The sequence below is a fragment of the Stenotrophomonas sp. WHRI 8082 genome (assembly GCF_040223995.2).
In the GTDB taxonomy this organism is placed as follows: Bacteria; Pseudomonadota; Gammaproteobacteria; order Xanthomonadales; family Xanthomonadaceae; genus Stenotrophomonas.
The window spans coordinates 1,973,862-1,994,918 of record NZ_CP167826.1 but is presented as its reverse complement, the minus strand read 5'-3'; the positions used below and the strand labels follow the sequence as shown (position 1 = coordinate 1,994,918).

Annotated in this window: 18 protein-coding genes; 8 read left to right on the top strand and 10 right to left on the bottom strand. The window is 66.7% G+C overall.

Annotated features, from left to right (window positions below):
* Nucleotides 1–451: 451 nt before the first annotated feature.
* Entirely contained in the window at nucleotides 452–1,252 is an 801-nt protein-coding gene (locus ABRP17_RS08755; RefSeq protein WP_349985418.1) for a serine protease, read from the top strand.
* A 35-nt stretch (nucleotides 1,253–1,287) separates the two neighbouring features.
* Nucleotides 1,288–2,094, top strand: coding sequence for a serine protease (locus ABRP17_RS08750; protein ID WP_349985417.1), 807 nt, complete (start codon nucleotides 1,288–1,290; stop codon nucleotides 2,092–2,094).
* A 46-nt stretch (nucleotides 2,095–2,140) separates the two neighbouring features.
* Here ABRP17_RS08750 and pyrF read toward each other — a convergent pair whose 3' ends face one another.
* Together pyrF and ABRP17_RS08740 are read right to left on the bottom strand one after the other, a co-directional pair.
* Nucleotides 2,141–2,863 (bottom strand): orotidine-5'-phosphate decarboxylase, encoded by a 723-nt coding sequence (gene pyrF / locus ABRP17_RS08745; RefSeq protein WP_349985416.1) that lies wholly within the window; start codon nucleotides 2,861–2,863, stop codon nucleotides 2,141–2,143.
* On the bottom strand, nucleotides 2,860–3,786 hold the full coding sequence (locus ABRP17_RS08740) for a 5'-nucleotidase, lipoprotein e(P4) family (RefSeq protein ID WP_372486939.1): 927 nt from the start codon (nucleotides 3,784–3,786) through the stop codon (nucleotides 2,860–2,862). The genes pyrF and ABRP17_RS08740 overlap by 4 nt, the downstream gene beginning before the upstream one ends.
* Nucleotides 3,787–3,874: 88 nt before the next feature.
* On the opposite strand from ABRP17_RS08740, the gene ABRP17_RS08735 reads away from it, so the two are divergent.
* A complete protein-coding gene (locus ABRP17_RS08735; protein ID WP_188325601.1) occupies nucleotides 3,875–4,525 on the top strand; it encodes a YceH family protein in 651 nt (216 codons plus the stop codon).
* 188 nt (nucleotides 4,526–4,713) lie between these two features.
* Here ABRP17_RS08735 and ABRP17_RS08730 read toward each other — a convergent pair whose 3' ends face one another.
* Complete coding sequence (locus tag ABRP17_RS08730; protein ID WP_349985415.1) at nucleotides 4,714–5,235, bottom strand: GNAT family N-acetyltransferase; 522 nt, start codon at nucleotides 5,233–5,235, stop codon at nucleotides 4,714–4,716.
* 40 nt (nucleotides 5,236–5,275) lie between these two features.
* The gene (locus ABRP17_RS08725) at nucleotides 5,276–7,252 is read right to left on the bottom strand and encodes a UvrD-helicase domain-containing protein (protein WP_349985414.1); all 1,977 of its coding nucleotides are present in this window, start codon (nucleotides 7,250–7,252) and stop codon (nucleotides 5,276–5,278) included.
* 94 nt (nucleotides 7,253–7,346) lie between these two features.
* Here ABRP17_RS08725 and ABRP17_RS08720 point away from each other — a divergent pair, with 94 nt between their 5' ends.
* Entirely contained in the window at nucleotides 7,347–7,949 is a 603-nt protein-coding gene (locus ABRP17_RS08720; RefSeq protein WP_188325597.1) for a thymidine kinase, read from the top strand.
* A 133-nt stretch (nucleotides 7,950–8,082) separates the two neighbouring features.
* On the opposite strand, the gene ABRP17_RS08715 is transcribed toward ABRP17_RS08720, so the two are convergent.
* From ABRP17_RS08715 to ABRP17_RS08695, 5 genes are all read right to left on the bottom strand, one after another.
* Complete coding sequence (locus ABRP17_RS08715; protein ID WP_188325596.1) at nucleotides 8,083–9,684, bottom strand: glucan biosynthesis protein; 1,602 nt, start codon at nucleotides 9,682–9,684, stop codon at nucleotides 8,083–8,085.
* Nucleotides 9,685–9,757: 73 nt separating this feature from the next.
* A complete protein-coding gene (locus ABRP17_RS08710) occupies nucleotides 9,758–12,205 on the bottom strand; it encodes a serine/threonine-protein kinase (protein ID WP_349985413.1) in 2,448 nt (815 codons plus the stop codon).
* A 17-nt stretch (nucleotides 12,206–12,222) separates the two neighbouring features.
* The gene (locus ABRP17_RS08705; protein ID WP_188325594.1) at nucleotides 12,223–12,786 is read right to left on the bottom strand and encodes an ECF-type sigma factor; all 564 of its coding nucleotides are present in this window, start codon (nucleotides 12,784–12,786) and stop codon (nucleotides 12,223–12,225) included.
* Nucleotides 12,787–12,854: 68 nt separating this feature from the next.
* Nucleotides 12,855–13,667, bottom strand: a complete 813-nt coding sequence (mutM, locus tag ABRP17_RS08700; RefSeq protein WP_188325593.1) for a bifunctional DNA-formamidopyrimidine glycosylase/DNA-(apurinic or apyrimidinic site) lyase — start codon at nucleotides 13,665–13,667, stop codon at nucleotides 12,855–12,857.
* Nucleotides 13,668–13,980: 313 nt separating this feature from the next.
* Nucleotides 13,981–14,313, bottom strand: coding sequence for an EF-hand domain-containing protein (locus tag ABRP17_RS08695; protein ID WP_349985412.1), 333 nt, complete (start codon nucleotides 14,311–14,313; stop codon nucleotides 13,981–13,983).
* Between the two features lie 215 nt (nucleotides 14,314–14,528).
* Here ABRP17_RS08695 and ABRP17_RS08690 point away from each other — a divergent pair, with 215 nt between their 5' ends.
* Together ABRP17_RS08690 and ABRP17_RS08685 are read left to right on the top strand one after the other, a co-directional pair.
* Nucleotides 14,529–15,314: an ABC transporter ATP-binding protein gene (locus ABRP17_RS08690; protein ID WP_372486989.1), complete on the top strand. Its 786-nt coding sequence runs from the start codon at nucleotides 14,529–14,531 to the stop codon at nucleotides 15,312–15,314.
* Between the two features lie 110 nt (nucleotides 15,315–15,424).
* On the top strand, nucleotides 15,425–16,267 hold the full coding sequence (locus ABRP17_RS08685) for a phosphatase PAP2 family protein (RefSeq protein WP_349985411.1): 843 nt from the start codon (nucleotides 15,425–15,427) through the stop codon (nucleotides 16,265–16,267).
* 68 nt (nucleotides 16,268–16,335) lie between these two features.
* On the opposite strand, the gene ABRP17_RS08680 is transcribed toward ABRP17_RS08685, so the two are convergent.
* A complete protein-coding gene (locus ABRP17_RS08680) occupies nucleotides 16,336–18,603 on the bottom strand; it encodes a TonB-dependent receptor domain-containing protein (RefSeq protein ID WP_349985410.1) in 2,268 nt (755 codons plus the stop codon).
* Nucleotides 18,604–18,759: 156 nt separating this feature from the next.
* Here ABRP17_RS08680 and ABRP17_RS08675 point away from each other — a divergent pair, with 156 nt between their 5' ends.
* Nucleotides 18,760–19,785 carry a TIGR00266 family protein gene (locus tag ABRP17_RS08675; protein WP_349985409.1) on the top strand — a complete coding sequence of 342 codons (1,026 nt, stop codon included), beginning with the start codon at nucleotides 18,760–18,762 and terminating at the stop codon, nucleotides 19,783–19,785.
* A gap of 167 nt (nucleotides 19,786–19,952) precedes the next feature.
* On the top strand, nucleotides 19,953–20,939 hold the full coding sequence (locus ABRP17_RS08670) for a patatin-like phospholipase family protein (RefSeq protein WP_188325588.1): 987 nt from the start codon (nucleotides 19,953–19,955) through the stop codon (nucleotides 20,937–20,939).
* The last annotated feature ends 118 nt before the right edge of the window (nucleotides 20,940–21,057 follow it).

The following is a 21,057-nucleotide window of genomic DNA, read 5'->3' as shown; positions in this document are numbered from 1 at the left end:
CATGGCGGCAGCAAGACAGGCGCGAACGGCGCCGTCCTGATTGTGAAAAACCATTGGATCACAAAGCGTGCCGGGCAGACGGGGTCCCGCACTGGCGGCGGCATGCGTGGGAAGGCGGTCGCGGGGATGACCCGGCATGAGCTGGCAACCGAATCACGGGTTGCGCGCACCGCATCACCGTCGCCGTTCGACCATCAAGCGGAGTGGGTTGCCGGTCGCTGGCCACCTGTGCGGCGGCACAGTGATCCCGTCCCTCCCCGCGCTGATGGCAGCTGATTGCGTCGTGGATGCATCACGCGGGTACGCATTGCACGCTGGTATGCATCTGCCGCTTCGACGTGTAGGGATGTGGCTGCGAGCACGAAGAGAGTGACCCCGTCCCCACTTTGGCTGGCCTCTTTACGGCTGAATGAGGGCGTCGGCATACCGCCGTCGTAACGGGAGTGTTCTCATGCGCCTTATCCCTGCCTGCCTCTTGGCCAGTCTGCTTGCCGGCCCCGCCCTGGCGGCTTCCCCCGAGCTGGCAAAGCCCGCGATCGTTGGGGGCGAAGATGTCCCCGACGGACGCTACCCGTTCCTGGCCAGCCTGCAGGTCGCCGGAACAGATGTACCCCGTAATGGCCACATCTGCGGTGCCTCCCTGATCTCGGCCTCCTGGGCGCTGACCGCCGCCCATTGCGTGCGGGGCGCATCCGCCTCCCGCTTGTTCATCCGCACCGGGGAAACCGACCTGGAGGCCGGCACAGGAACCAATCATCCGGTGGCCGCCATCCACATCCATCCGGCATACACGGGCGGTTCGAACGATATTGCCCTGCTGAAACTCACACGGCCCGTCCAAGGCATCACGCCAGTGCGTCTGCCGCGTGGCGAGGGCACCGGCTACGAAGTACCGGGTCGGCTGCTGACGATTGCCGGCTGGGGGCGGCTGTCTTCGAGCGGGAGCTCGCCTTCGCGCATGCAGCACGTCGAGGTGCCCTTCATCGATACCCGCGCCTGCCGGGCGCTGTATGAAGGGCGCGCTACGGTAGATCTGGACAGGGAAATGTGCGCCAGCCGCGCGGGCAAGGACTCGTGCCAGGGCGACTCTGGCGGCCCGTTGTTCGTAAAGACCGCCGACGGCAGCTGGTCGCAGTTGGGTGTGGTGAGCTGGGGTATCGGCTGTGCGCGCGGCGATTCTCCCGGCGTCTATGCACGACTGGCGTCCGCTGGCATCGATGCCTTCATCCACAGGGTGTGGACGCGTGATTGACCGCTCTTCCCATTTCCCTGCCGGAGGATTCCCTGATGCGTCGTACCCCGTTAGTGGTAACGGCCCTGTGTCTCACTGCGCTTTTCTCAGCTGCGGCGGCGGCCGCGCCTCGCATCATCGGCGGCGAAGACGCGCCCACCGGCGTCTATCCCTTCATGGTCAGCATCCAGGTCCTCACCGACGGTGCCACGCCACGCCAGCAGCACTGGTGTGGCGGCACCCTGATCTCGCCCTCTTGGGTGCTGACTGCAGCGCATTGCATGGGCGTAACGGTCGATCTGGCAGTCGTCCGTGTCGGCCAGACGAATCTGGGCCGCGACGAAGGCGTGGTGCATCGCATCGCGGAGATTCATCACCACCCGGACTACAGGGGGGGCGGCCCAGACGTTGCCCTGCTACGCCTGCAGAAACCTGTCAGCGGAATCCAACCGGTCCAGCTGTTGGGCTTGGATGGCAGTGCCTTCGAGCAGGACCAGCGCCCCGTCACCCTGATCGGATGGGGGGTCGTCGGACAGATCGGTGACGATTTCAAGACCGTGGATCCGCTGCAGCACGTAGAAACGCCGCTTGTCGCGATAGCTGAATGCAAGCGGCTATGGGACGGGGAGATCAGGGTGGACTTGCAGGCAGACCTCTGCGCCGGAGGGCGCTACAGGGACACCTGCTATGCCGACTCTGGGGGGCCGCTGCTGGTGCCTGCGCCGGGCGATGGCTGGTACCAATTGGCGGTCACGAGCCGGGGAAGCCCTCGCTGTGGTGAGCCCGGGCGGCCCGGCATCTTCACGCGACTAGCGGGCGCGTCGACCAATGCATTCATTGCCCACACCTGGGATGGCCGTTGATCCGATGATCCGTTGAACGCGGGGCGCACTGGGCGTCCCGCCGCGGTCAGCGACGCAGCGCCGTGTGGATTTCCTGCTGGATGCCGCGTGCAGCCGCCTGCGGATCCGCTGCCAGCCGGATCGGTCGCCCCACAACGATCGCATCGGCACCGTCGCGGAAGGCCTCGGACACCCCGACGGTGCGCTTCTGGTCATCGCCTGCCGGACCGCCGGGACGGATGCCAGGGCAGACGATGGAGAACCCGGCACCGGTCGCCGCGCGAATCGGCGCGGCTTCCTGGCCCGACGCAATGACGCCATCGATGCCCGCAGCCTGGGCGGCCAGCGCGCGCTCAACGACCACATCCACCGGCTCGCGGTCGATGCCCATCTGCGCCAGATCTTCCCGCCCCATCGAGGTCAGCACGGTGACCGCCAGCAGTCGCATGTCGCCCCCTGCAACCGCGGCACAGGCCTCCATCATCACCGGATGCCAGCCATGGATGGTGCAATAGCTCACCGGCCACTGCGAAAGCCGCTTGATCACCGCCGCAGCGGTGGCAGGAATATCGAAGAACTTCAGATCAACGAAGACCCGCTTGTCGCGGCGGGCCAATTCATCCAGTACCTGGAAGTACTCGCCCGACGCCAGCAGTTCCATGCCGATCTTGTAGAACCCCACGCTGTCGCCCAAGCGGTCAACCCACTCCAGCGCCTGCACACGGTCTGGTACGTCCAGGGCGAAAATCAGGCGTTCGTCATCGCGTAACGGCAGCAGGCCACGGCTCATGGGGCGTAGTCCAATGCGGCGCGCTTGGCGTCATGGCGCGCCTGGCGTGGCTGGCTGTAATCATTGTTGAACTGCGCCGGCTCCCAGCCGCCGTACGTGGGGTTGGGCAGCATCCACCAACGCTCACCGAACCAGTCGTGGTACTGCTCGAGCAGCGCGGCACGGCCTTGCGGGGTGTTGGCGGTGACTTCAACGAAATCGCCGAGCTGGTCGCCGAACTGCATCAGCACGCGGTACTGCTGGCCTGCCAGGCGGCGACGGCAGTTCTTCTCGCTGCCGGCCTGTTCGCAGCCTGGCACCACGGTGCCCAGGCCCAGAAACACGCTGTCATCTGCCACCGGCAGGCCGACGGCACGCAGATTGGCCAAGGTGGCGTCCTTCAGATGGACCGCGCGATTGGAGATGTAGACCAGGGTGACGCCTTTTTCTGTCGCGGCCTTGGCGAAGTCGACCACGCCCGGGACCGGCTTGGCCTTCTTTTCGGCCACCCACTGGTCCCACGTCATCTCATCGTATTCCTTGCCATCGCGAACCAGCCGCGCCTGGTACGGCGAGTTGTCCAGCACGGTCTCGTCCAGGTCCAGCACCACCGCCGGCTTGAGCCCCTTGGCCTCGTTGCCGCGCTCCTCCGGCACCAGTGCGTCCCAGTGCGCCTCCTTCAGCGCCGCATCCAGCCGATCGGCGGCCGCCCGGTAAGTCTGTTCGGCAGCGGCCTTGTACTCTTCCGACCGCTGCACCCACAGCACCGCGTTCAGGTTGTCGTTGGCACTGCTGTCCATGCTTGGCGACGCAGGCGCCACCGCTACAGGTGCCGCATCGGCAGCCGGCGCGTCGACGCGCTTGCAGGCGGACAGGCCCAACGTCGCCAGGGCGAGCAAGGACAGGGAGAGAGGGGCGATACGACGAGGCATTGGCTTCACCATGTACAGAACCGGCCCATTTTAACGGCAAAGATGTCAAAGGCAGGGGCTATGCTTGGTGGCTGTCCGCCTGACCAGTACGGAGCCTTCCATGACCGACGTCCTCGACACCCCCGCCCGCCCGCTGTTGGATGCTGCACAGGCGCGCCTGCTGGGCAGCCTGGTGGAAAAGGAGGCGACCACGCCGGACACCTACCCCTTAACCGTCAATGCGGCGCAGTCGGCGGCCAACCAGAAGACCGCGCGCGACCCGCTGATGAACTTGGATGCGGGCAACGTGCAGCATGCATTGCGGGCGCTGGAGACGATGGGCCTGGCCCGCCAGCACTTCTCTTCCCGCGCCGACCGCTACGAACACCGTCTCCAGGCTGCCCTGGATCTGACCCGGCAGCAGACGGTGCTGTTGGCCCTGTTGCTGCTGCGCGGCCCACAGACCCTTGGCGAACTGGTGACCCGTGCCGAACGCCTGCACCGGTTCGGCGACAGCGACGAAGCACGCCATGCGATCGAGCGCCTGCAACAGCGCGAGCTGATCGTGGTGCTGCCGCGTGCCGCTGGCCAGCGCGAAGATCGTTACATGCACCTGCTGTGCGGCGACGTGGACGGTGCGGCATTGTCGGCGCGCTTCGCAGCCTCTGGCGCCGCATCGGCGGCCAGCCAGGATCCGGGGTTGGCAGAGCGCGTGGCGCAGCTGGAGGCGACCGTGGCCGACCTGCAAGCGCAGCTGGACGCCCTGCGTTGACGCACTGCGGTGATGCACTACGGTAGAGCCGACTTCAGTCGGCTGCATCAGACATTCCGCCGAGCATGGCTCGGCGCTACCACGACACCGCGCGCGCCACGGGCATCGGCACCGCACGCATCACGGGCACGGCACCGCGCACGCCGCGGCATCGGCACGGCACCCGGCACTCAACACTCCGCCAACCATCAGCGTGCGCCCGGCGTGGCGAACCAGGTCACCCACTCCTCGCTGCCGGGCAGCTGCAGCAGGCCGCGCTGCTTCATGCCCAGCCGGCGCAGGATCGCTGCCGAGGCCAGGTTGTCCGGGTCGGTGATGCCATACAGGTCCTGCAGGCCCAGCGCGCCGCGCGCATGGCTGAACACCGCGCGCGCCGCCTCGCCCGCGTAGCCTTGGCCCGCGTACTCCTGCAGCAGTGCATAGCCGATGTCCGGCCCCGGCAGGCCATCGCGGCGCACCAGCCCGGCATTGCCCAGCCAAGCGCCATCGGCACTCCGCTCCACCGCGTACATGCCGAACCCGTGCAGCGCGTAGCTGGCCAGCACGCGCGTGGCGATGTAGTCACGCGCCTGCTCCTCGGTGCGCACGTCGCGATCACCGATGAAGCGCAGGAAGCCGGGATCGTTGAGCAGGGCCAGCGTGTTCGCTGCATCCAGCGCGGGGCTGATCAACCGCAGGCGGAGTCGTTCGGTTTCGATCTGCACGGACATTCCACGAACGGGAGAATGGCCGATTGTGGCCACCACTGACTCAATCAAACAAGGCCTGGATGGCCGCCAGCCCGGCCGATGCACGCTCTTTCTTGCGTGCCGCGTCGGCGACCGGATCGGCCCCATCGCGCTGCAGTTCTTCGGCCGGCAGTTCGGCGAAGAAACGGCTCGGCTTCAGCCGTACATGCTCGCCGAACTTGCGCGTCAGCTTGCTGTGGCTCATCCACAGCTGCACCTTGGCGCGGGTGATGCCCACGTACAGCAGGCGCCGCTCTTCCTGCAGCGTGCCCTCATCCAGGCTGACCTGGTGCGGCAGCACGCCGTCCTCGCAGCCAACGATGAAAACGTAGGGAAATTCCAGCCCCTTGGACGCGTGCAGGGTCATCATCCTGACCTGGTTGCCGCCATCGTCCTTGTCGTTGCGCGACAGCAGCGCCAGCTGTCCGGCCAGGTCGGCGGCGGTCGCACCGCGCGGGCCGCCCTCGAACCACTGCGCGAGTTCCTCGATGTTGTTGGCACGGCGCTGGTAGGTGGCCTCTTCCTTCGCCTGCTGGCGCAGCTCGCTCAGCAGCCCGGACTCCTTGGCCACCTTGCGGATCATGTCGCCGGAGGAAATCTCACGGGTCTGCGCACGCAGGTCGCGCAGGATGTCGGTGAACCGGGACAGGCTGTTGGCCGCGCGCGGTGCCAGCTGCTGCAGCGCGCCGAGCGCCTCGGCCGCCTGCGCCATCGGCATGTCCTTTTCAGAGGCCAGCTCGGCCAGCTTGGCCAACGTGCCCGCGCCGACATCGCGCTTGGGTGCCTGCACCGCGCGCATGAAGGCCGTATCGTCGTCCGGATTGACCAGCAGCCGCAGCCACGCCAGCGTGTCTTTGACTTCCTGACGTTCCAGGAACACCGTGCCACCGGACAGGTGGTAAGGCACCCGCGCCAGCTGCATCGCCTTCTCCAGCGGGCGTGACTGGAAATTGCCGCGGAACAGGATGCAGAAATCGCTCCACGGCACTTGCCGCGCCTGCGCGATGTAGGAGATCTCCGCGGCGACTTTCTCGGCTTCGTGCTCGCTGTTGCGGCATTCCCACACGCGGATGCGCTCGCCGTCGGCCTGGTCGCTCCACAGCTTCTTCAGGTGCTCGTGCGGGTTGTTGGCGATCAGCGCATTGGCCGCACGCAGCACCCGGTTGGAGCAGCGGTAGTTCTGCTCCAGCTTGATGATCTGCAGGGCGGGATAGTCGCGCCCCATCTGCTGCAGGTTCTCCGGATTGGCGCCCCGCCAAGCGTAGATGGACTGGTCATCGTCGCCCACGCAGGTGAAGTTGCCCTTCTCGCCAGCCAACTGCTTCAAGAGCCGGTACTGCGCGTCGTTGGTGTCCTGGCACTCATCGACCAGCAGGTAGCCGATGCGCTCGCGCCAGGCCACCGCGATGTCCGGGTTCTCCTCCAGCACCTGCACCGGCAGCCGGATCAGATCGTCGAAGTCGACCGCGTTGAAGGCGGTCAGCCGCAACTGGTAGCGCTCGTACACGCTCGCTGCTTCTTTTTCGCGGTTGCTGCGCGCTTCGCGCATCGCCTGTTCCGGCGACATCCCGGCATTCTTGGCACGCGAGATCAGGTTCTTCACGTCGTCGATGTCATCCGGCTTGGCGCCGTACATCAGGTCTTTCACCTGTGCATTGCTGTCATCGGCATCGAAGATCGAGAAGCCCCGCTTCAACCCCACCGCCGCGTGTTCGATCTGAAGGAACTTCAACCCCAGTGCGTGGAAGGTGCAGATGGTGACGTCCTCCGCATCCTGGTCGCGCAGGCGCTTGCCCACGCGCTCGCGCATTTCCTTGGCGGACTTGTTGGTGAAGGTGATGGCCGCGATCCGGCGTGCGGGATAGCGTCCGCAGCCGATCAGGTGGGCGATCTTTTCCACGATCACACGCGTCTTGCCACTGCCGGCGCCGGCCAGCACCAGCAAGGGGCCTTCGATATGCAGCACCGCAGCGCTTTGGGGGGGATTGAGACCGTGCATGTGGTGCTGATTGTAGCGGCCAGAGCTTGGGCTGCGGTGGGCCCACGCTGGCGGACAGGGGCGGAGCGACCACCTGAACAGATAGAATCTGCCCATGGCCAAGCTCTATTTCTATTATTCGGCGATGAACGCCGGCAAGACCACCACGCTGCTGCAGAGCGCGCACAACTACCGTGAGCGCGGTATGCGGGTGGCCATCCTTACCCCGCGCCTGGATGACCGGGCCGGTAGTGGCGTGGTCGCCTCGCGCATCGGGCTGAAGGCCGACGGCATGGCCTTCGAGCGCGACAGCGACCTGCAGCAGGTGATCCAGGCCGATCTGGATGCACACGGAAAGCTGGGCTGCGTGCTGGTGGACGAGGCGCAGTTCCTCACCCGCGCCCAGGTCTGGCAGCTGAGCGAAGTGGTGGACCAGCTGCGCATTCCGGTCCTCTGCTACGGCCTGCGCACGGACTTCCGCGGCGAGCTGTTCGAGGGCAGCCAGTACCTGCTGGCCTGGGCCGACGAGATGCAGGAGATCAAGACCATCTGCCATAGCGGCAAGAAGGCGACGATGACCGTGCGCGTAGACGAGAACGGCCATGCCCTGCATGACGGCCCGCAGGTGGAGATCGGCGGCAACGACCGTTACGTGTCGGTCAGCCGCGCAGAGTTCAAGAAGATCACCCGCGGCGAAGGCAAGATCGATCTGCTGTGAGGCGGCGCCGGTAGCGCGGTAGCGCCGAGCCATGCTCGGCGGATTCCGTCCGACATCGTGAGATCACGGAGACACGCCGCGCTTCGCGCTCGCCGAGCATGGCTCGGCGCTAGCGGTTCCCCGTTTACGGGGCTCAGTACAAGGTGCGTTCGGATGCACCGGCCGGTGGCGGGCTGTACTGGTACAGCCAGGTCTCGGTCAGCGTCTTGCCGCCGCTGCGCAGGAACAGCCGGATGTCGATCTGCGCGGTGCTGTCATCACCCGGCACCAGGTCGAACATCGCACGATAGCCGTCGATCTCGCGCAGGGGGCGCGCAGAGACGATCTCGACCTTGCCGCGGCTGGTCTGCACCACCGCTTCCACCTCGCCTTTGTCGATCAGGCTGGCCAGCTCGCCGCCGGCGAAATCCACGGCAAACCGCCATGAGAAATAGTCGCGCTTCTTGCCGATGATGCCGCCCAGCCCGGTGCGCGTGGCCACGGTGTGTGCCAGCGGCGGGCGTGCCGGCGGTTCGGCGCCCCAGTACAGGCGGTACCCGACCAGCAGCTCCTGCCCGGCCTGGGGCTTGGCCTTGGGGTTCCAGAAGGCGACGATGTTGTCGAAGGTTTCGTCCACGGTGGGGATTTCCACCAGCTGCACCGAGCCTTCGCCCCACTCGCCCTTGGGCTCCACCCACAGGCAGGGACGCTTCTCGTAGAACACGCCGTCATCCTGGTAATGGTCGAAATTGCGGTCACGCTGCAGCAACCCGAAACCACGCGGATTGCGGTCTACGAACATGTTGAAACGCAGCTCGCGCGGGTTGACCAGCGGCCGCCAGATCCACTCGCCACTGCCGCTCCACATCGACAGCCCGTCGGTGTCATGGATTTCCGGACGCCAGTCCCACGCCATGCGGCGGTCGTTCTCGCCGACCTGGAACATGCTGGTGCACGGGCCGATGCCCAGCCGTTCAATGGCCTTGCGCGGGTACAGCGCGCTGTCGATATCCATCAACAGCACATCGCCGTTGGTGATCGCGAAACGGTAAGCACCGGCGACGCTGGGCGAATCCAGCAGCGCATACACCACGATGGTGTCCGAATCGTCTGCCGGGCGCTCGAGGTAGTACGCGATGAAGTCCGGGAATTCCTCCGGGCCACCGGTACCGGTATCGATCGCCAGGCCACGCGCAGACTGCCCGTACTGCCCTTCCTTGCCAACGGCGCGGAAATAGCTGGCACCCAGGAACGCGGCGAAGTCACGGTCGGTGTCCTTGCGCGTGTTGAGGCGGAATCCGGCAAAGCCGAGGTCCGCCGGCAGCTGTCCGGCCTTGATCCCACTCTTGCCGTAATCGAACGCCGCGCCGTCGTAAGCCAGCTCCTGTGCCTTGCCATCGACCACGTCGAACATCCGCACCGGCGAGTGGAAGTACAGGCCCAGATGGAAGAACTTGGCCTGGAAGCGGCCCGGCTCGTTGCCCCACAGCGCATGGTCCTGGCGGTAGCGGATCGACTGGTACTGGTCCCAGTCCAGGGCTTCAACCGGTCCGGGCAACGTGCGCTTGTGTGTCTGGTAGGGGGCATTGGCCAGGGCACGCGCCTGACCCTTCAGGCTGGCGAAGTCGAACGGATGCGCCTCACCCAGCCGGCGCAGGCCGACCTGCCGGGTCCCCGCGGCGCCCACGTTCAGTGCAGGCAGACCGAAGGCGGCCAAGGCCAGGGAAGCATTGCGGAGGAAATCGCGTCGTTGCATTCGAGGCAGCCGGAGCTTGGAGGGATCCCGCATTATTCCAACAGATTCGTTAATTGGTAGCAGTCGGACGCGGTTAGTGTTCAGCTGGCCACGTCACGGCAGCCATCCGGGTATCCAATCGGCGTACAGCCTCGGACGGAATGCCGCGCTGGGCGATCAGCAGTTGCCGAGCCTCGCGCCATGCTCCCCTGGCCGCACCAAGCTCTCCGGCCTCGTAAGCGGCCTGTCCCAGGTCCAGCAATCCCTGCGCCAGCAGGGCGACATGGTCGGGCTGGCGCCAGATACGTACGGCAGCGCGATAGTGCACGAGCGACTGCTGCACATCACCCGTGCTTCGATACAGCTCGCCGAGCGCGTGCTCGGCCAATCCGGTTTCGCGATGATCCGGTCCCAGCGCGCGCTGCAGTTTCACCTGTACCTCGCGCAGCTCTTGGCCGGCCCAGGCCGCGCGCCCCTGTCGCATCGCCAGCAGAGCGCGCGCGCGGCGTACCGACAGGGTCTCCGGATGATCTGGGCCGAAGGCCTGCACCGCGGCTTGCCAGGCGAGTTCCAGCGCAGCGGCGGCCTCCGCAGGCCGTCCGGCGCGCGCCAGGGCTTGCCCCAGCTGGCGACGCAGGACGATGGTCTCCGGAGCCCCAGGAGCCGCGGTTGCCATCAGCCGCAGGGCCTGCTGGTAAGCCACCAGGGCATGCGCTGCGTCACCTGCTTCTTCATCCAGCGCGGCGAGGTCCGCCAACGACTCGGCGACACCGCGCGAGTTGCCGTGGCCATCGCCGTGCTGGTACAGCGACAGCGCCCTGCCGAACGCCTGGCGCGCACCGTGGACATCGCCCAGCTGCGCCTGGCAACGGCCGAGCTGGCTTGCAAACGCGGCCGCCGCGGCAGGCAACAGGCTCTGCTGTTCGTCCGCCAGCGGCCGCATCGCCTGCAGATGGGCGACGCACTCACGGTCGCGGCCCAACATGCGCAGCGCGCGTGCACGTTGGGTCACCGCATCCAGCTGCAGCACCGGCGGCACCACGGCCTGTGCCTGCAACAGGGCACGCTGCTCGTCCAGTATCTGCAGGGCCGCTTGATAATCCCCCAGGCCGATGCGCAGGCGTCCGATCACGCCGTACAGCTCGGCCAGCGCCACCGGCTGGTCACGCAGTTCAAGCTGGGCGCGCTGTCGGCCCATCTGCAGCAATTGGCGCACGTCGAAGCGTCCGTGGCCGCTGGCCGCCGCGCGGTCGAACAGGCCGACGCTGAAATCCTGCATGGCCTGCGCGCGCGCCATTTCAACCCGCGCCTGCTGCGCCTGCCAGAGCGCCACGGCGGACACGGTGAGCACCATCAGCAAGGCCGAACCGGCCCCGATCACGCCCCAGCGGTGGCGCTGCAGGTACTTGTGCAGGCGGTAGCGCCTTGTCGAGGCGCGCGCACGCAGCGGCTTGCCATCGATGAAACGGCGCAGGTCCTCGGCCAGTGCATCGACCGACCCATAGCGGGCCTGCGGGTCCTTGGCCATCGCCTTGTCCAGCAGCAGATCGAGATCGCCGCGCACCTGCCGGGCCATGCGCAAGGCCGCCAATGACGGACGCGCTGCCCCTGCGTCGGCCAGCTGCAGGCGGCGCGATGCCGACATCGGCTGCACCTCCAGAATGGAGCGCTCCCACTCACTGTCGGCTTGGCGCCGCAGCCGATAGGGCTTGTGCCCGGTGACCACCTCGTAGATGACCACGCCCAACGAATAGATGTCGGTGAGGGTGTTGACCGGCTCACCGCGCACCTGTTCCGGAGCGGCGTAATGCAGGGTAAAGGCGCGTGGCTCGCCGGGTCCTGGCCCCGCGCCCTCGTCGTCGCGGTCCAGCAGCTGGGCGATGCCGAAGTCCAGCAGCTTCACCGAGCCGTCGGCCGCGACCAGGATGTTGGAGGGTTTCAGGTCGCGGTGCACGACCAGGTTGGCGTGCGCGTGCGCCACCACCGAGCAGACCTGCAACATCAGCCGCAGCCGCTCCAGCAGCAGCGGCTGCGTACGTGCGCAATAGTCCGTGACCGGCTCGCCCTGCACGTAGTCCAGCGCGATGTAAGGGTGCCCGTCCAGGTCGATGCCGGCGTTGTGCAGCTGGGCCAGGTTGGGATGCTGCAGGCGGGCGAGGATCTGCCGTTCGCGGGCGAAGCGTGCATGCAGCCCGGGATCGGCGAGGCCGCTGCGCAGCAGTTTCAAGGCCACCTTGCGTTCGTACATCCCATCACAGCGTTCAGCCAACCAGACCTCGCCCATGCCGCCTTCACCAAGCAGGTGCAGCAACCGGTACGGGCCTATCCGCGTGCCTGCGCGCGCGCAGGCCGGTGCGGCGAATACCGGTTGAGCCATGAACTGCTCGCTTTCCTGCTCACGCGACAGCAGCTGCTGCAGCTCCGCGGCGAGCTCCGCATCGCGCTCGGCGATCTGTCCCAGGCGCTGTATCCGTGCAGGTGCCTCCATGTCCAGCAGCTGGTCCAGCCAGGATGAAAGTTCACGCCAGCGCTTGGCATCCATCGCGTCGTTGCCTGGGCTCAGTCTTCGCGCACGGCGGCCAACAGGAACAACCGCGCCTTCTGCCAGTCACGGCGGATGCTGCGCTCGGACCGCTGGCTCAGCTCCGCGATCTGCTGCTCGGTCAGGCCGGCGAAATAGCGCAGCTCCACGACCTTGGCCAGGTGCGCGTCCAGTGCACCGAGTTTCTCCAGGGCAACATCCAGCGCCAGCATGTCCTCATCCATGCGGATGCCGCTGCTGCTGTTCTCAGGCAGATCGACACGCTTGAGGTCACCGCCCCGCTTGCGCGCCATCCGGTTGCGCGCATAGTCGACCACCACGCTGCGCATGGCCGATGCGGCATAAGCGAAGAAGTGGGCGCGGTCTTCGAAGCGGGCGCCACTGCGGCTGCCCAGCAGTTTCAGGTAAGACTCGTGCACCAGCGAGGTGGCATCCAGCGTGCGGCCCTGCTGCCCCGCCAGCTGCCGCCGGGCCATGCCGTGCAGCTCCTGATAGAGGACGGTCAGCACACGGTCCAGCGCGGCCCGGTCACCGCCCCGCGCAGCATCCAACCACACCGTGATGTCGGATCCATCGTCCATCGCTGCGCCCGCGCCCCCGGAGACTTGAGGCGACTATAGCCCTCGACGTGATCTGTGCCTGAATCCATTCACCTTTGGCAGTGACTGCACCAGACACTGGCGCGCTGGCCGATCATCGCGTGCTTGAGCGGCCGCCCGCAGGTCTTGCACAGCTGGCCATCGCGTCCGTAGACCGACAGTTCCTGTTCGAAATAGCCTGGCGCGCCGTCGGGACTGATGAAGTCGCGCAGCGTCGTGCCGCCGCGGGTGATTGCATGACCCAGGATGTCCTTCACCGCCGTCGCCAGGCGCTGGTAGCGCTCACGCGAGACCTTGCCCGCTTCGCGCAGGGGGCTGATGCCTGCACGGAACAGACTTTCCGCTGCATAGATGTTGCCCACGCCCACCACCACCGCCTGATCCATCAGAAAGGTCTTGATGGGCGCCTTGCGACCGCGGCTGCGCTGGTACAGATAGTCGCCGTCGAAGTCGTCTTCCAGCGGTTCCGGGCCGAGCCCCTGCAGCAGCGGGTGGACCACGCCGGGGGGTTGCCACAGCAGGCTGCCGAAGCGTCGCGGATCGTTGAAGCGCAGCAGGCGACCGTTGTCCAGGCTGATGTCCACGTGGTCGTGGGCGCGCAACGGGGTATCGCCGGGCAGCACCCGCAGGCTGCCGGACATGCCCAGGTGCATCAGCGCACTCCCGGCATCGGTATCGAGCAACAGGTACTTGGCACGCCGACGCACATCGCGGATGCGCTGGCCGGGCAGCAGGCTGGCCACCTCGTCAGGGATCGGCCAACGCAGTTCCCGGCGTCGCAGGATCACCCCATGGACGGCGCGCTCCAGCAGATGCGGGGCAAGCCCACGGCGAGTGGTTTCAACTTCGGGCAATTCAGGCATGCGCAGATTCTACGCCCGCCCGCAGAGCGGTAGCGCCGAGCCATGCTCGGCGGCGCTATATAGCGGCGTCGGACGGTATCCGCCGAGCACGGCTCGGCGCTACCCCTTCTTTTTTTTCATTACGCGGCTGGCAGCCACCGGAACCTCTCAGCGGGCCGGGCGGGGTGGGGTCTGCAGGACGCTGAGCCGCATGGATGCGGCGATGCAGCCTACACGGACGTACTTGCGGCGTGTCCTGCAGACCCCACCCCGTCCGGCCCCATCCTGAGTGCAAGCCGCCAGCCGCGAGGGGTCTCACCGTTCGACCTCCCACTCACCGCGGCGGCGCAGCCAACTCCCGTGCATCCAGATACCCATCCCGGTTCGCATCCTGCTTGTGGAAGCGCTGTACCAGCGTCTGCAGGTGCTGCTCACGCGTGATCGGCCGGCCCTTGCCGCCCGGCAACTCGCTTGCGGTGAGCACACCGTCGCCATCCCGATCCATGTGGTCGAAGGCATACATCATCCACTGCACGTATTCCTGCTCGCTGACGCGCCCATCGCCGTCGCCGTCCATGCGCTGCAGATAGCTGCCCGTGTCCGTTACCTGCCCCGCCGCCGTTGGCGAGCCACTGCACAGCACCGCGCACAACGTCGCGATCGCCATGATTCCACTGCGCGCATGCGCCATGTCAGGTCCCAGGCCGGCCACCGGCCAGCAACAGCAAAGATGGCAGACATGATGGCCCGCCCCGTTGCAAACTGCATCCCTGTGCCACCGTATCGACCGCCCTTGCTGCCGGGAAAACCGCGTTGTCCAGCCTGACCTCCACCGCTGTTGCATCCGCCCAATCCGTCCAACCACCTGCCGATGCGCCGCCGCTGATCGAGCTGGACCGTGCCACCGTCGTGCGTGGCCAGGTGAAGGTGCTGCACGAGCTCACCCTGCGCATCGCGCAAGGCCAGCACACCGCACTGCTGGGCCCCAATGGCTGCGGGAAATCCACCTTCATCAAACTCATCACACGCGAGCTGTATCCATTGGCCCACGCCGACGGACACGTGTCGGTCCGCGTGCTCGGACAGAGCCGCTGGCAGGTTGATCGGCTGCGCGCGCAGCTGGGCATCGTCACCGGCGATCTCAGCAGCATCCTGTCCGAGATGACGGGCCTTACCGTGGAGCAGGCGGTACTGACCGGTTTTTTTGCCAGCTACACGCTGCCCGCTTTCCGCGAGATCAGCGCGGAAATGCGCGAGCGCGCTGCGCAGACCCTCGCCATGACCGGTGCGCTGGCGCTGCGCGAGCGCGCCTTTGCAGAGCTTTCGGCGGGCGAAACCCGGCGCGTGCTGATTGCCCGTGCGCTGGTCAACCGACCACATGCGCTGCTGCTGGATGAACCGTCCACCGGCTTGGACCTGGTGGCCCGCCAGCACCTGGTGAACACCATGCAGTCTTTGGCGCGGCAGAGCATCACCCTGGTGCTGGTGACCCACCACGTGGAAGAAATCATCCCGGAGATCGAGCGCGTGGTGCTGCTGCGCGAAGGCAAGGTGCTGGCAGATGGCACCCGTGCCGAACTGCTGTGTGATGCACCGCTGTCGGCTGCCTTCGGTGGTCCGATCCGCGTCACGCTGCAGGACGGCCGCTTGAACGCCATCGCAGGCTGAGCCTTCTCCCACACCCACCGACCGTGCAGCATCTGGCCGGATGCGCGTAGCCCCTGCGCCGGCCGTTGCGGACTGCGATCATGGTGCTCCGCTTATGCCCGAGCCCTGCGATGTCCTTCCTCCTGCGCCGCCCCGCGTCCCTGCTCTGTCTGTCGGTTGCTCTCGCCCTGAGCAGCTGTACCAGTCCGCCTACCCGCCCAGCGACGGCCGTGGAGGCCACGGTCACCACCCGCGCCGTCGGCTACCTGGCCGATCATGCCGTCCCTGCCAGCCTGGACCTCGTGCCCCCACCGCCCGTCGCGGGATCGGCCGGCTTCGCCTTGGACGAGCAGGTCAGCCGTGAGGCGCGTGCACTGCGCGGCACGGCGCGTTTCACCCAGGCCACGCGCGATGCGGAACTCGCTTTCCCGGTGGGTGCCAGTCAGTTTTCCTGCGCCATCGATCTGGACGTCGACGCACAGCGCACACCGGCGCTGTACCGCCTGCTGGAGCGCAGCCGCATCGACGCCAGTGCGGCCACGCGCGCGGCGAAGAAGCACCATCAGCGGCCGCGGCCCTTCATGGTCAACAACGAACCCACCTGCACGCCGGACGACGAAGAGGGCCTGCGCAAGAACGGTTCATATCCCTCCGGCCACACCTCGATCGGCTGGGCCTGGGCGTTGATCCTTGCGGAGATCGCGCCGGATCGGGCCGATGCCATCATCGCCCGGGGCCGAAACTACGGCGAAAGCCGCCTGGTGTGCAACGTGCACTGGCAGAGCGACATCCTGGAGGGACGCTTCATGGGCGCAGCGGCGGTGGCCAGGCTGCACGACAACGCGGCCTTCCAGTCGGATCTGCTGAAAGCGCGCAAGGAAATCGCCGCAGCCCGCAAGGCGGGACAGCACGCCAGCCGTGACTGCGCAGCGGAAGAAGCCGTGTTGAAGGTACGGCCCGCCAGCGCGCTCTGACGGCGATGCCGTGACAGGGGCTAGGGTTCCGCCCGCCATGCGGACGGAACCCGAACCTTGTCTGCTTATCAGAACTTCGCGGTGAACTCGACGCCGAACGTACGCGGCTCGTTGATGAAACCGGTCAGGTTGTTGAAGTCGATCGCACCGACCACGCGGACCTGGTCGGTCAGGTTGCGACCGAACACGGCCACGTCGTACTGACCGTAATCCCAGTTGTAACCCAGGCGCAGCCCCCCTTCCAGCGAGCTGCGGCTACGGAACTCCGGCGACTCGTACAGGAAGAAGTTGACGGGGCCCTTGTACGCCCAGTCGGTGTACACGTAGAACTCGCTGGCATCGTTGACCGGGAAGCCGGCACGCAGGGTCAGGTTGTGGATCCACTTCGGCGCCTGCGGCAGCGAATTGCCGTTGACCAGCGCGTAGGTGCCGCCGTTGATGACCGTGGTCGGATCGGTGATGGTGCAGCCGCCGCCGCAGATCGCCACCGCCAGGTCGGGGTCCTTGATCTCGGTGTCGTTGTAGCTGCTGCCCAATGTCAGCAGCACGTTGTCGGTCAGGTACGCTTCGAAGTCGAGCTCGAAGCCCTGGCCGATGGTCTTGTCCGCATTGAGCAGGGTGGCGGTGTTGTTGCTGCCGCCCACGGCGATCAACTGCTGGCCGTCCACGTTGTAACGGAACACGCTGAAGCCCAGGCGCGCACGACGGTCGAACAGGTCGGCCTTGATGCCGGCCTCATAGGAGATGACCTTCTCCGAATCGGCCTGGGTGACGCCACCGAAGGCAAGCCGGCCCTGGATCGACGGCGCGCGGAAGCCCTTCGCAACGCGGGCGTAGGCGTTGATGTTGTCGGTGAGCTGATACACGCCGCTCAGGTCCCAGCTGACATCGTCGACATCGCTGTTGGCAACGTAGGGGCCACTGACGGGTGTGCCGCCCGGTACGGCCTGCAGCACGCTGGCAGTGAAGTCCTTCTTGTCCTGGGTGTAGCGCACGCCGGCACGCAGCTTGAAGCGATCGGTGACGTCGAAGTCGCCGGACGCGAAGGCGGCCCACGCCTTGTTGCGCTGCTGCTGCACGGCATGGCCGGTCTGCGGATTGCCCGGGGTCAACGAGTCGTAGTTGAAGCTGTCGATGGTCACGTCTTCATCAAAGTAGAACACGCCCGCCTGCCAGTCGAAGCGACCCCATTCGTTGGATTCGACGCGGAATTCCTGCGTCCACTGGCGGTGACTCGGCAGGCCGTCAGCCGACTCGGACGGGAACGGAATGAAGCCCGGACCCGAGTTGCCGGCTCCAAGGAACGCCGCGCCGTAGCCGCCGTCGATGTCACCGTGGTTGAGCGATTCAGCGGTTTCATACCCGGTGATCGAGTGCAGGGTCACCCGGCCGAGGTCCCACTTCAGGCGCGCGCTGCCACCCCAGGTTTCCAGATCGGAGAAGTTCTGCCCGTCGGTGGACACTTCATCGCGGTCGAAATTTTCCACCAGCTGGTTGCTGCCCGGCTGGATGATGTTGGCGCGGAACAGGCGGGCGGTGCCGTTGAGTTTGCGCTTGTGCAGGTTGAACAAGCCTTCGAACGAGTCACCTTCGTACAGGAACTGCACGCGGGCGGCGGCCTCGTCGTAGCCTTCGAAGCCCTGCGCCGGCGCGTTGTCGCGCGTATTGGTGACCCAATCGTCGCGGCGCTGGTACAGCGCGGATACGCGCGCGGACCAGCGGTCGGTCAACGGACCACCGTAGGCACCCTGCGTGTTCCAGGTGTTGTAGCTGCCATAGGCCACCTTGACGTAGCCATCGGCATCCTGCGAAGGACGCGCCGAATCGAACTTCACCACGCCGGCCGGCGTATTGCGGCCGAACAGCGTGCCCTGCGGACCGCGCAGTACTTCCACGCCGGCCAGGTCGAACAGCGGGAAGCCCTTCAGCAGCGGGCTTTCCTGCACCACGTCGTCGTACACCAGCGAAACCGGCTGCGAGGCATTGAGATCGAAATCGGTGTTGCCCAGGCCACGGATGTAGAAGCGCGGGAAGGCACGGCCGTAAGACGATTCGATGTTCAGGCTGGGCACGCGTCCGGCGAGGAAGCGGATGTCATCGCCCGCCGAACCGAGTACATCGAGCTTTTCACCCTGGATGGCGGTGATCGCCACCGGTACGTCTTTCGCGTTTTCCACGCGGCGCTGGGCGGTCACCGTCAGCGCATCGAGGGCAACGGGATCCTTGCTGGCGGGGGCTTGCTGGGCAACCGCAGACAGCGGCAGCAGGGTGGAAAGCGCGAGAACGAGCGGACGCACGACCGGTCGGCGGTCGTGGACGGAACGGTTCGGGGACATGGCGGTAGGCTGTGTTGGGAGGGGTGGTGGAACGGCGCTACCAGATAATTGTTGCAATACAACACGCCGGCCGCAAATGCCGGTCGTTCATGGCCGCTGCCGGGCAACGCGGTGGACCGCTAGACTCGCGTTTTCCTCCCCTTTGGACGCGCAGCGATGAACCAGTGGTACTTCCATGTTCCCGGCCAGGCCGACCGCGTGGGCCCCTTCGATGATCAGGCCGCGCGCCGTTACGCGGACGCTGCGCCGCAAGCCTTGGCCTGGTGCCAGGGCATGAGTGGCTGGATGGCGATCCGCGATGTGCCGGAACTGCGCTCGGACGTTCCGGGGATGACCAGTGCGCCACCCCCGGTACCGGGCGGCGCAGCGCGCGGCCAGCGCGCCGATGACATCGACTTCCGCATCGTCGGCCATGAAATGCAGTTCGTTGAGATCGAGCTGGACCCCGGCGAAAGCGCGATCGCCGAGGCCGGCGCACTGATGTTCAAGGATTCGGCGGTGCAGATGGACACTGTGTTCGGCGACGGCTCGCACAGTGGCCAGGGCGGCGGATTCATGGGCAAAGTCATGTCCGCCGGCAAGCGCGTGCTGACCGGCGAGAGCCTGTTCGCCACGCTGTATACCCACACCGGCCACGGCAAGGCCAAGGTTGCTTTCGCGGCGCCTTACCCCGGCACCGTGCTGCCGATGAAGCTGGACGAGCACGGCGGGCGGCTGATCTGCCAGAAAGACAGCTTCCTGGCCGGCGCGCGCGGCGTGCAGATCGGCGTGCAGTTCCAGCGCAAGATCATGACCGGCCTGTTCGGCGGCGAGGGCTTCATCATGCAGAAGCTGGAGGGCGACGGCTGGGTGTTCATCCATGCCGGTGGCTGCGTGGTCGAGCGCGATCTGGCGGCTGGTGAGCGCCTGGACGTGGATACCGGCTGCGTGGTCGCCTACCACGCCAGCGTGGACATGGACGTGCGCCGCGTGGCCGGCATCAAGAGCATGGTGTTCGGCGGCGAGGGCGTGTTCCTGGCCACCCTGACCGGGCCGGGCAAGGTGTGGCTGCAGTCGCTGCCGTTCTCGCGTCTGGCTGGCCGGATGTGGATGGCGGCCCCGCAGGGCGGCGGCCAGAACCGCGGCGAAGGCTCGGTGCTGGGCGGGCTGGGCCGGATGCTGGACGGCGATAATCGCTTCTGAAGGGAATGACGCGCGCTTCCGGTAGTGACGGCCACTGGCGGTCAATCGTGTGCAGGACTGTGACGGCCAGCGGCCGTCACTACCGGCTGAATGCGAGCAGCGGCTGCTCCCGCAGTGGCTCTCCCCTTCGCTATGCTGGCGCCCTTTCCTGTTGCGTTGCCCAGCCGATGACCCTGTCCCGCACCCGTGTGATGTTGTCTGTTGCCCTGCTCGGCCTGCTGGCTGGCTGCGGCGGTGAAAACGCGCGCCCTGCCCCGCCGGCCACGCCCACCGTGGTGCCGTCCGCCAAACCGGTGAAGATCGGCATCGCGTTGGGCGGTGGAGCGGCCAAGGGCTTCGCCCATATCGGGGTGATCAAGATGCTGGAAGCCAATGGCTTCGAGCCGGTCGTGGTATCAGGCACCAGCGCAGGCAGCGTGGTCGGTGCACTGTATGCCAGCGGCATGGATGCGTTCGAGATGCAGACCAAGGCCGTGGCGCTGGATGAGGCCAGCATCCGCGATGTGCGGCTGTTCTCCGGCGGGCTGGTGCAGGGCCAGAAGCTGCAGGACTACGTCAACCAGCAGGTCGGCAACAAGCCGGCGGAACGGCTGAAGAAGCCCTTCGCCGCCGTCGCCACCAACCTGGAAACCGGTGAGCGCGCGGTGTTCGTGCGCGGCAACGTCGGCCAGGCCGTGCGCGCGTCCAGCAGCATTCCGGGCGTGTTCGAACCGGTGAAGATCGGCCAGAACAATTTCGTCGATGGCGGCGTGGTCAGCCCGGTGCCGGTGGATGCGGCGCGCCAACTCGGCGCCGAGTTCGTCGTCGCCGTGGATATCTCCAGCAAAGCCAGCGGCCGCACGCCGACCGGCATGCTCGGCATCGTCAACCAGTCCATCGCGATCATGGGCCAACGCTTGGGCGAGCAGGAACTGGCACGCGCGGACATCATCATCCGCCCGCGCGTGCTGGATATCGGCGCGTCTGATTTCAGCCAGCGCGGCAAGGCGATCCTGGAAGGCGAGAAAGCGGCCATGGCGGCGATGCCGCAGATCCGCGCGAAGATCGAGCAGATCCAGCGCGCCCGTGCGGCCGCCCTGCTGCCGCCGCCGAAGCCGAAGTGCGATGAGCCCTCGCGCGTGGGCAAGTTGATGGGCCGCAAGGCGGATTGCTGACGCGGTAGCGTGCAGCCATCATCCGTAGCGCCGAGCCGTGCTCGGCGGCTGTTGCCTCTGCCGCTGCGCTCGCCGAGCGTGGCTCGGCGCTACCGGGCATTGTCGGCCTTTCGTAGCG

What these genes read in the sequence shown, in the direction of transcription:
- ABRP17_RS08755 (WP_349985418.1), top strand. Translation starts at nt 452, where the DNA reads ATGCGCCTTATCCCTGCCTGCCTCTTGGCCAGTCTGCTTGCCGGCCCC.
- ABRP17_RS08750 (WP_349985417.1), top strand. Translation starts at nt 1,288, where the DNA reads ATGCGTCGTACCCCGTTAGTGGTAACGGCCCTGTGTCTCACTGCGCTT.
- pyrF (WP_349985416.1), bottom strand. Translation starts at nt 2,863, where the DNA reads ATGAGCCGTGGCCTGCTGCCGTTACGCGATGACGAACGCCTGATTTTC.
- ABRP17_RS08740 (WP_372486939.1), bottom strand. Translation starts at nt 3,786, where the DNA reads ATGGTGAAGCCAATGCCTCGTCGTATCGCCCCTCTCTCCCTGTCCTTG.
- ABRP17_RS08735 (WP_188325601.1), top strand. Translation starts at nt 3,875, where the DNA reads ATGACCGACGTCCTCGACACCCCCGCCCGCCCGCTGTTGGATGCTGCA.
- ABRP17_RS08730 (WP_349985415.1), bottom strand. Translation starts at nt 5,235, where the DNA reads ATGTCCGTGCAGATCGAAACCGAACGACTCCGCCTGCGGTTGATCAGC.
- ABRP17_RS08725 (WP_349985414.1), bottom strand. Translation starts at nt 7,252, where the DNA reads ATGCACGGTCTCAATCCCCCCCAAAGCGCTGCGGTGCTGCATATCGAA.
- ABRP17_RS08720 (WP_188325597.1), top strand. Translation starts at nt 7,347, where the DNA reads ATGGCCAAGCTCTATTTCTATTATTCGGCGATGAACGCCGGCAAGACC.
- ABRP17_RS08715 (WP_188325596.1), bottom strand. Translation starts at nt 9,684, where the DNA reads ATGCAACGACGCGATTTCCTCCGCAATGCTTCCCTGGCCTTGGCCGCC.
- ABRP17_RS08710 (WP_349985413.1), bottom strand. Translation starts at nt 12,205, where the DNA reads ATGGATGCCAAGCGCTGGCGTGAACTTTCATCCTGGCTGGACCAGCTG.
- ABRP17_RS08705 (WP_188325594.1), bottom strand. Translation starts at nt 12,786, where the DNA reads ATGGACGATGGATCCGACATCACGGTGTGGTTGGATGCTGCGCGGGGC.
- mutM (WP_188325593.1), bottom strand. Translation starts at nt 13,667, where the DNA reads ATGCCTGAATTGCCCGAAGTTGAAACCACTCGCCGTGGGCTTGCCCCG.
- ABRP17_RS08695 (WP_349985412.1), bottom strand. Translation starts at nt 14,313, where the DNA reads ATGGCGATCGCGACGTTGTGCGCGGTGCTGTGCAGTGGCTCGCCAACG.
- ABRP17_RS08685 (WP_349985411.1), top strand. Translation starts at nt 15,425, where the DNA reads ATGTCCTTCCTCCTGCGCCGCCCCGCGTCCCTGCTCTGTCTGTCGGTT.
- ABRP17_RS08680 (WP_349985410.1), bottom strand. Translation starts at nt 18,603, where the DNA reads ATGTCCCCGAACCGTTCCGTCCACGACCGCCGACCGGTCGTGCGTCCG.
- ABRP17_RS08675 (WP_349985409.1), top strand. Translation starts at nt 18,760, where the DNA reads ATGAACCAGTGGTACTTCCATGTTCCCGGCCAGGCCGACCGCGTGGGC.
- ABRP17_RS08670 (WP_188325588.1), top strand. Translation starts at nt 19,953, where the DNA reads ATGACCCTGTCCCGCACCCGTGTGATGTTGTCTGTTGCCCTGCTCGGC.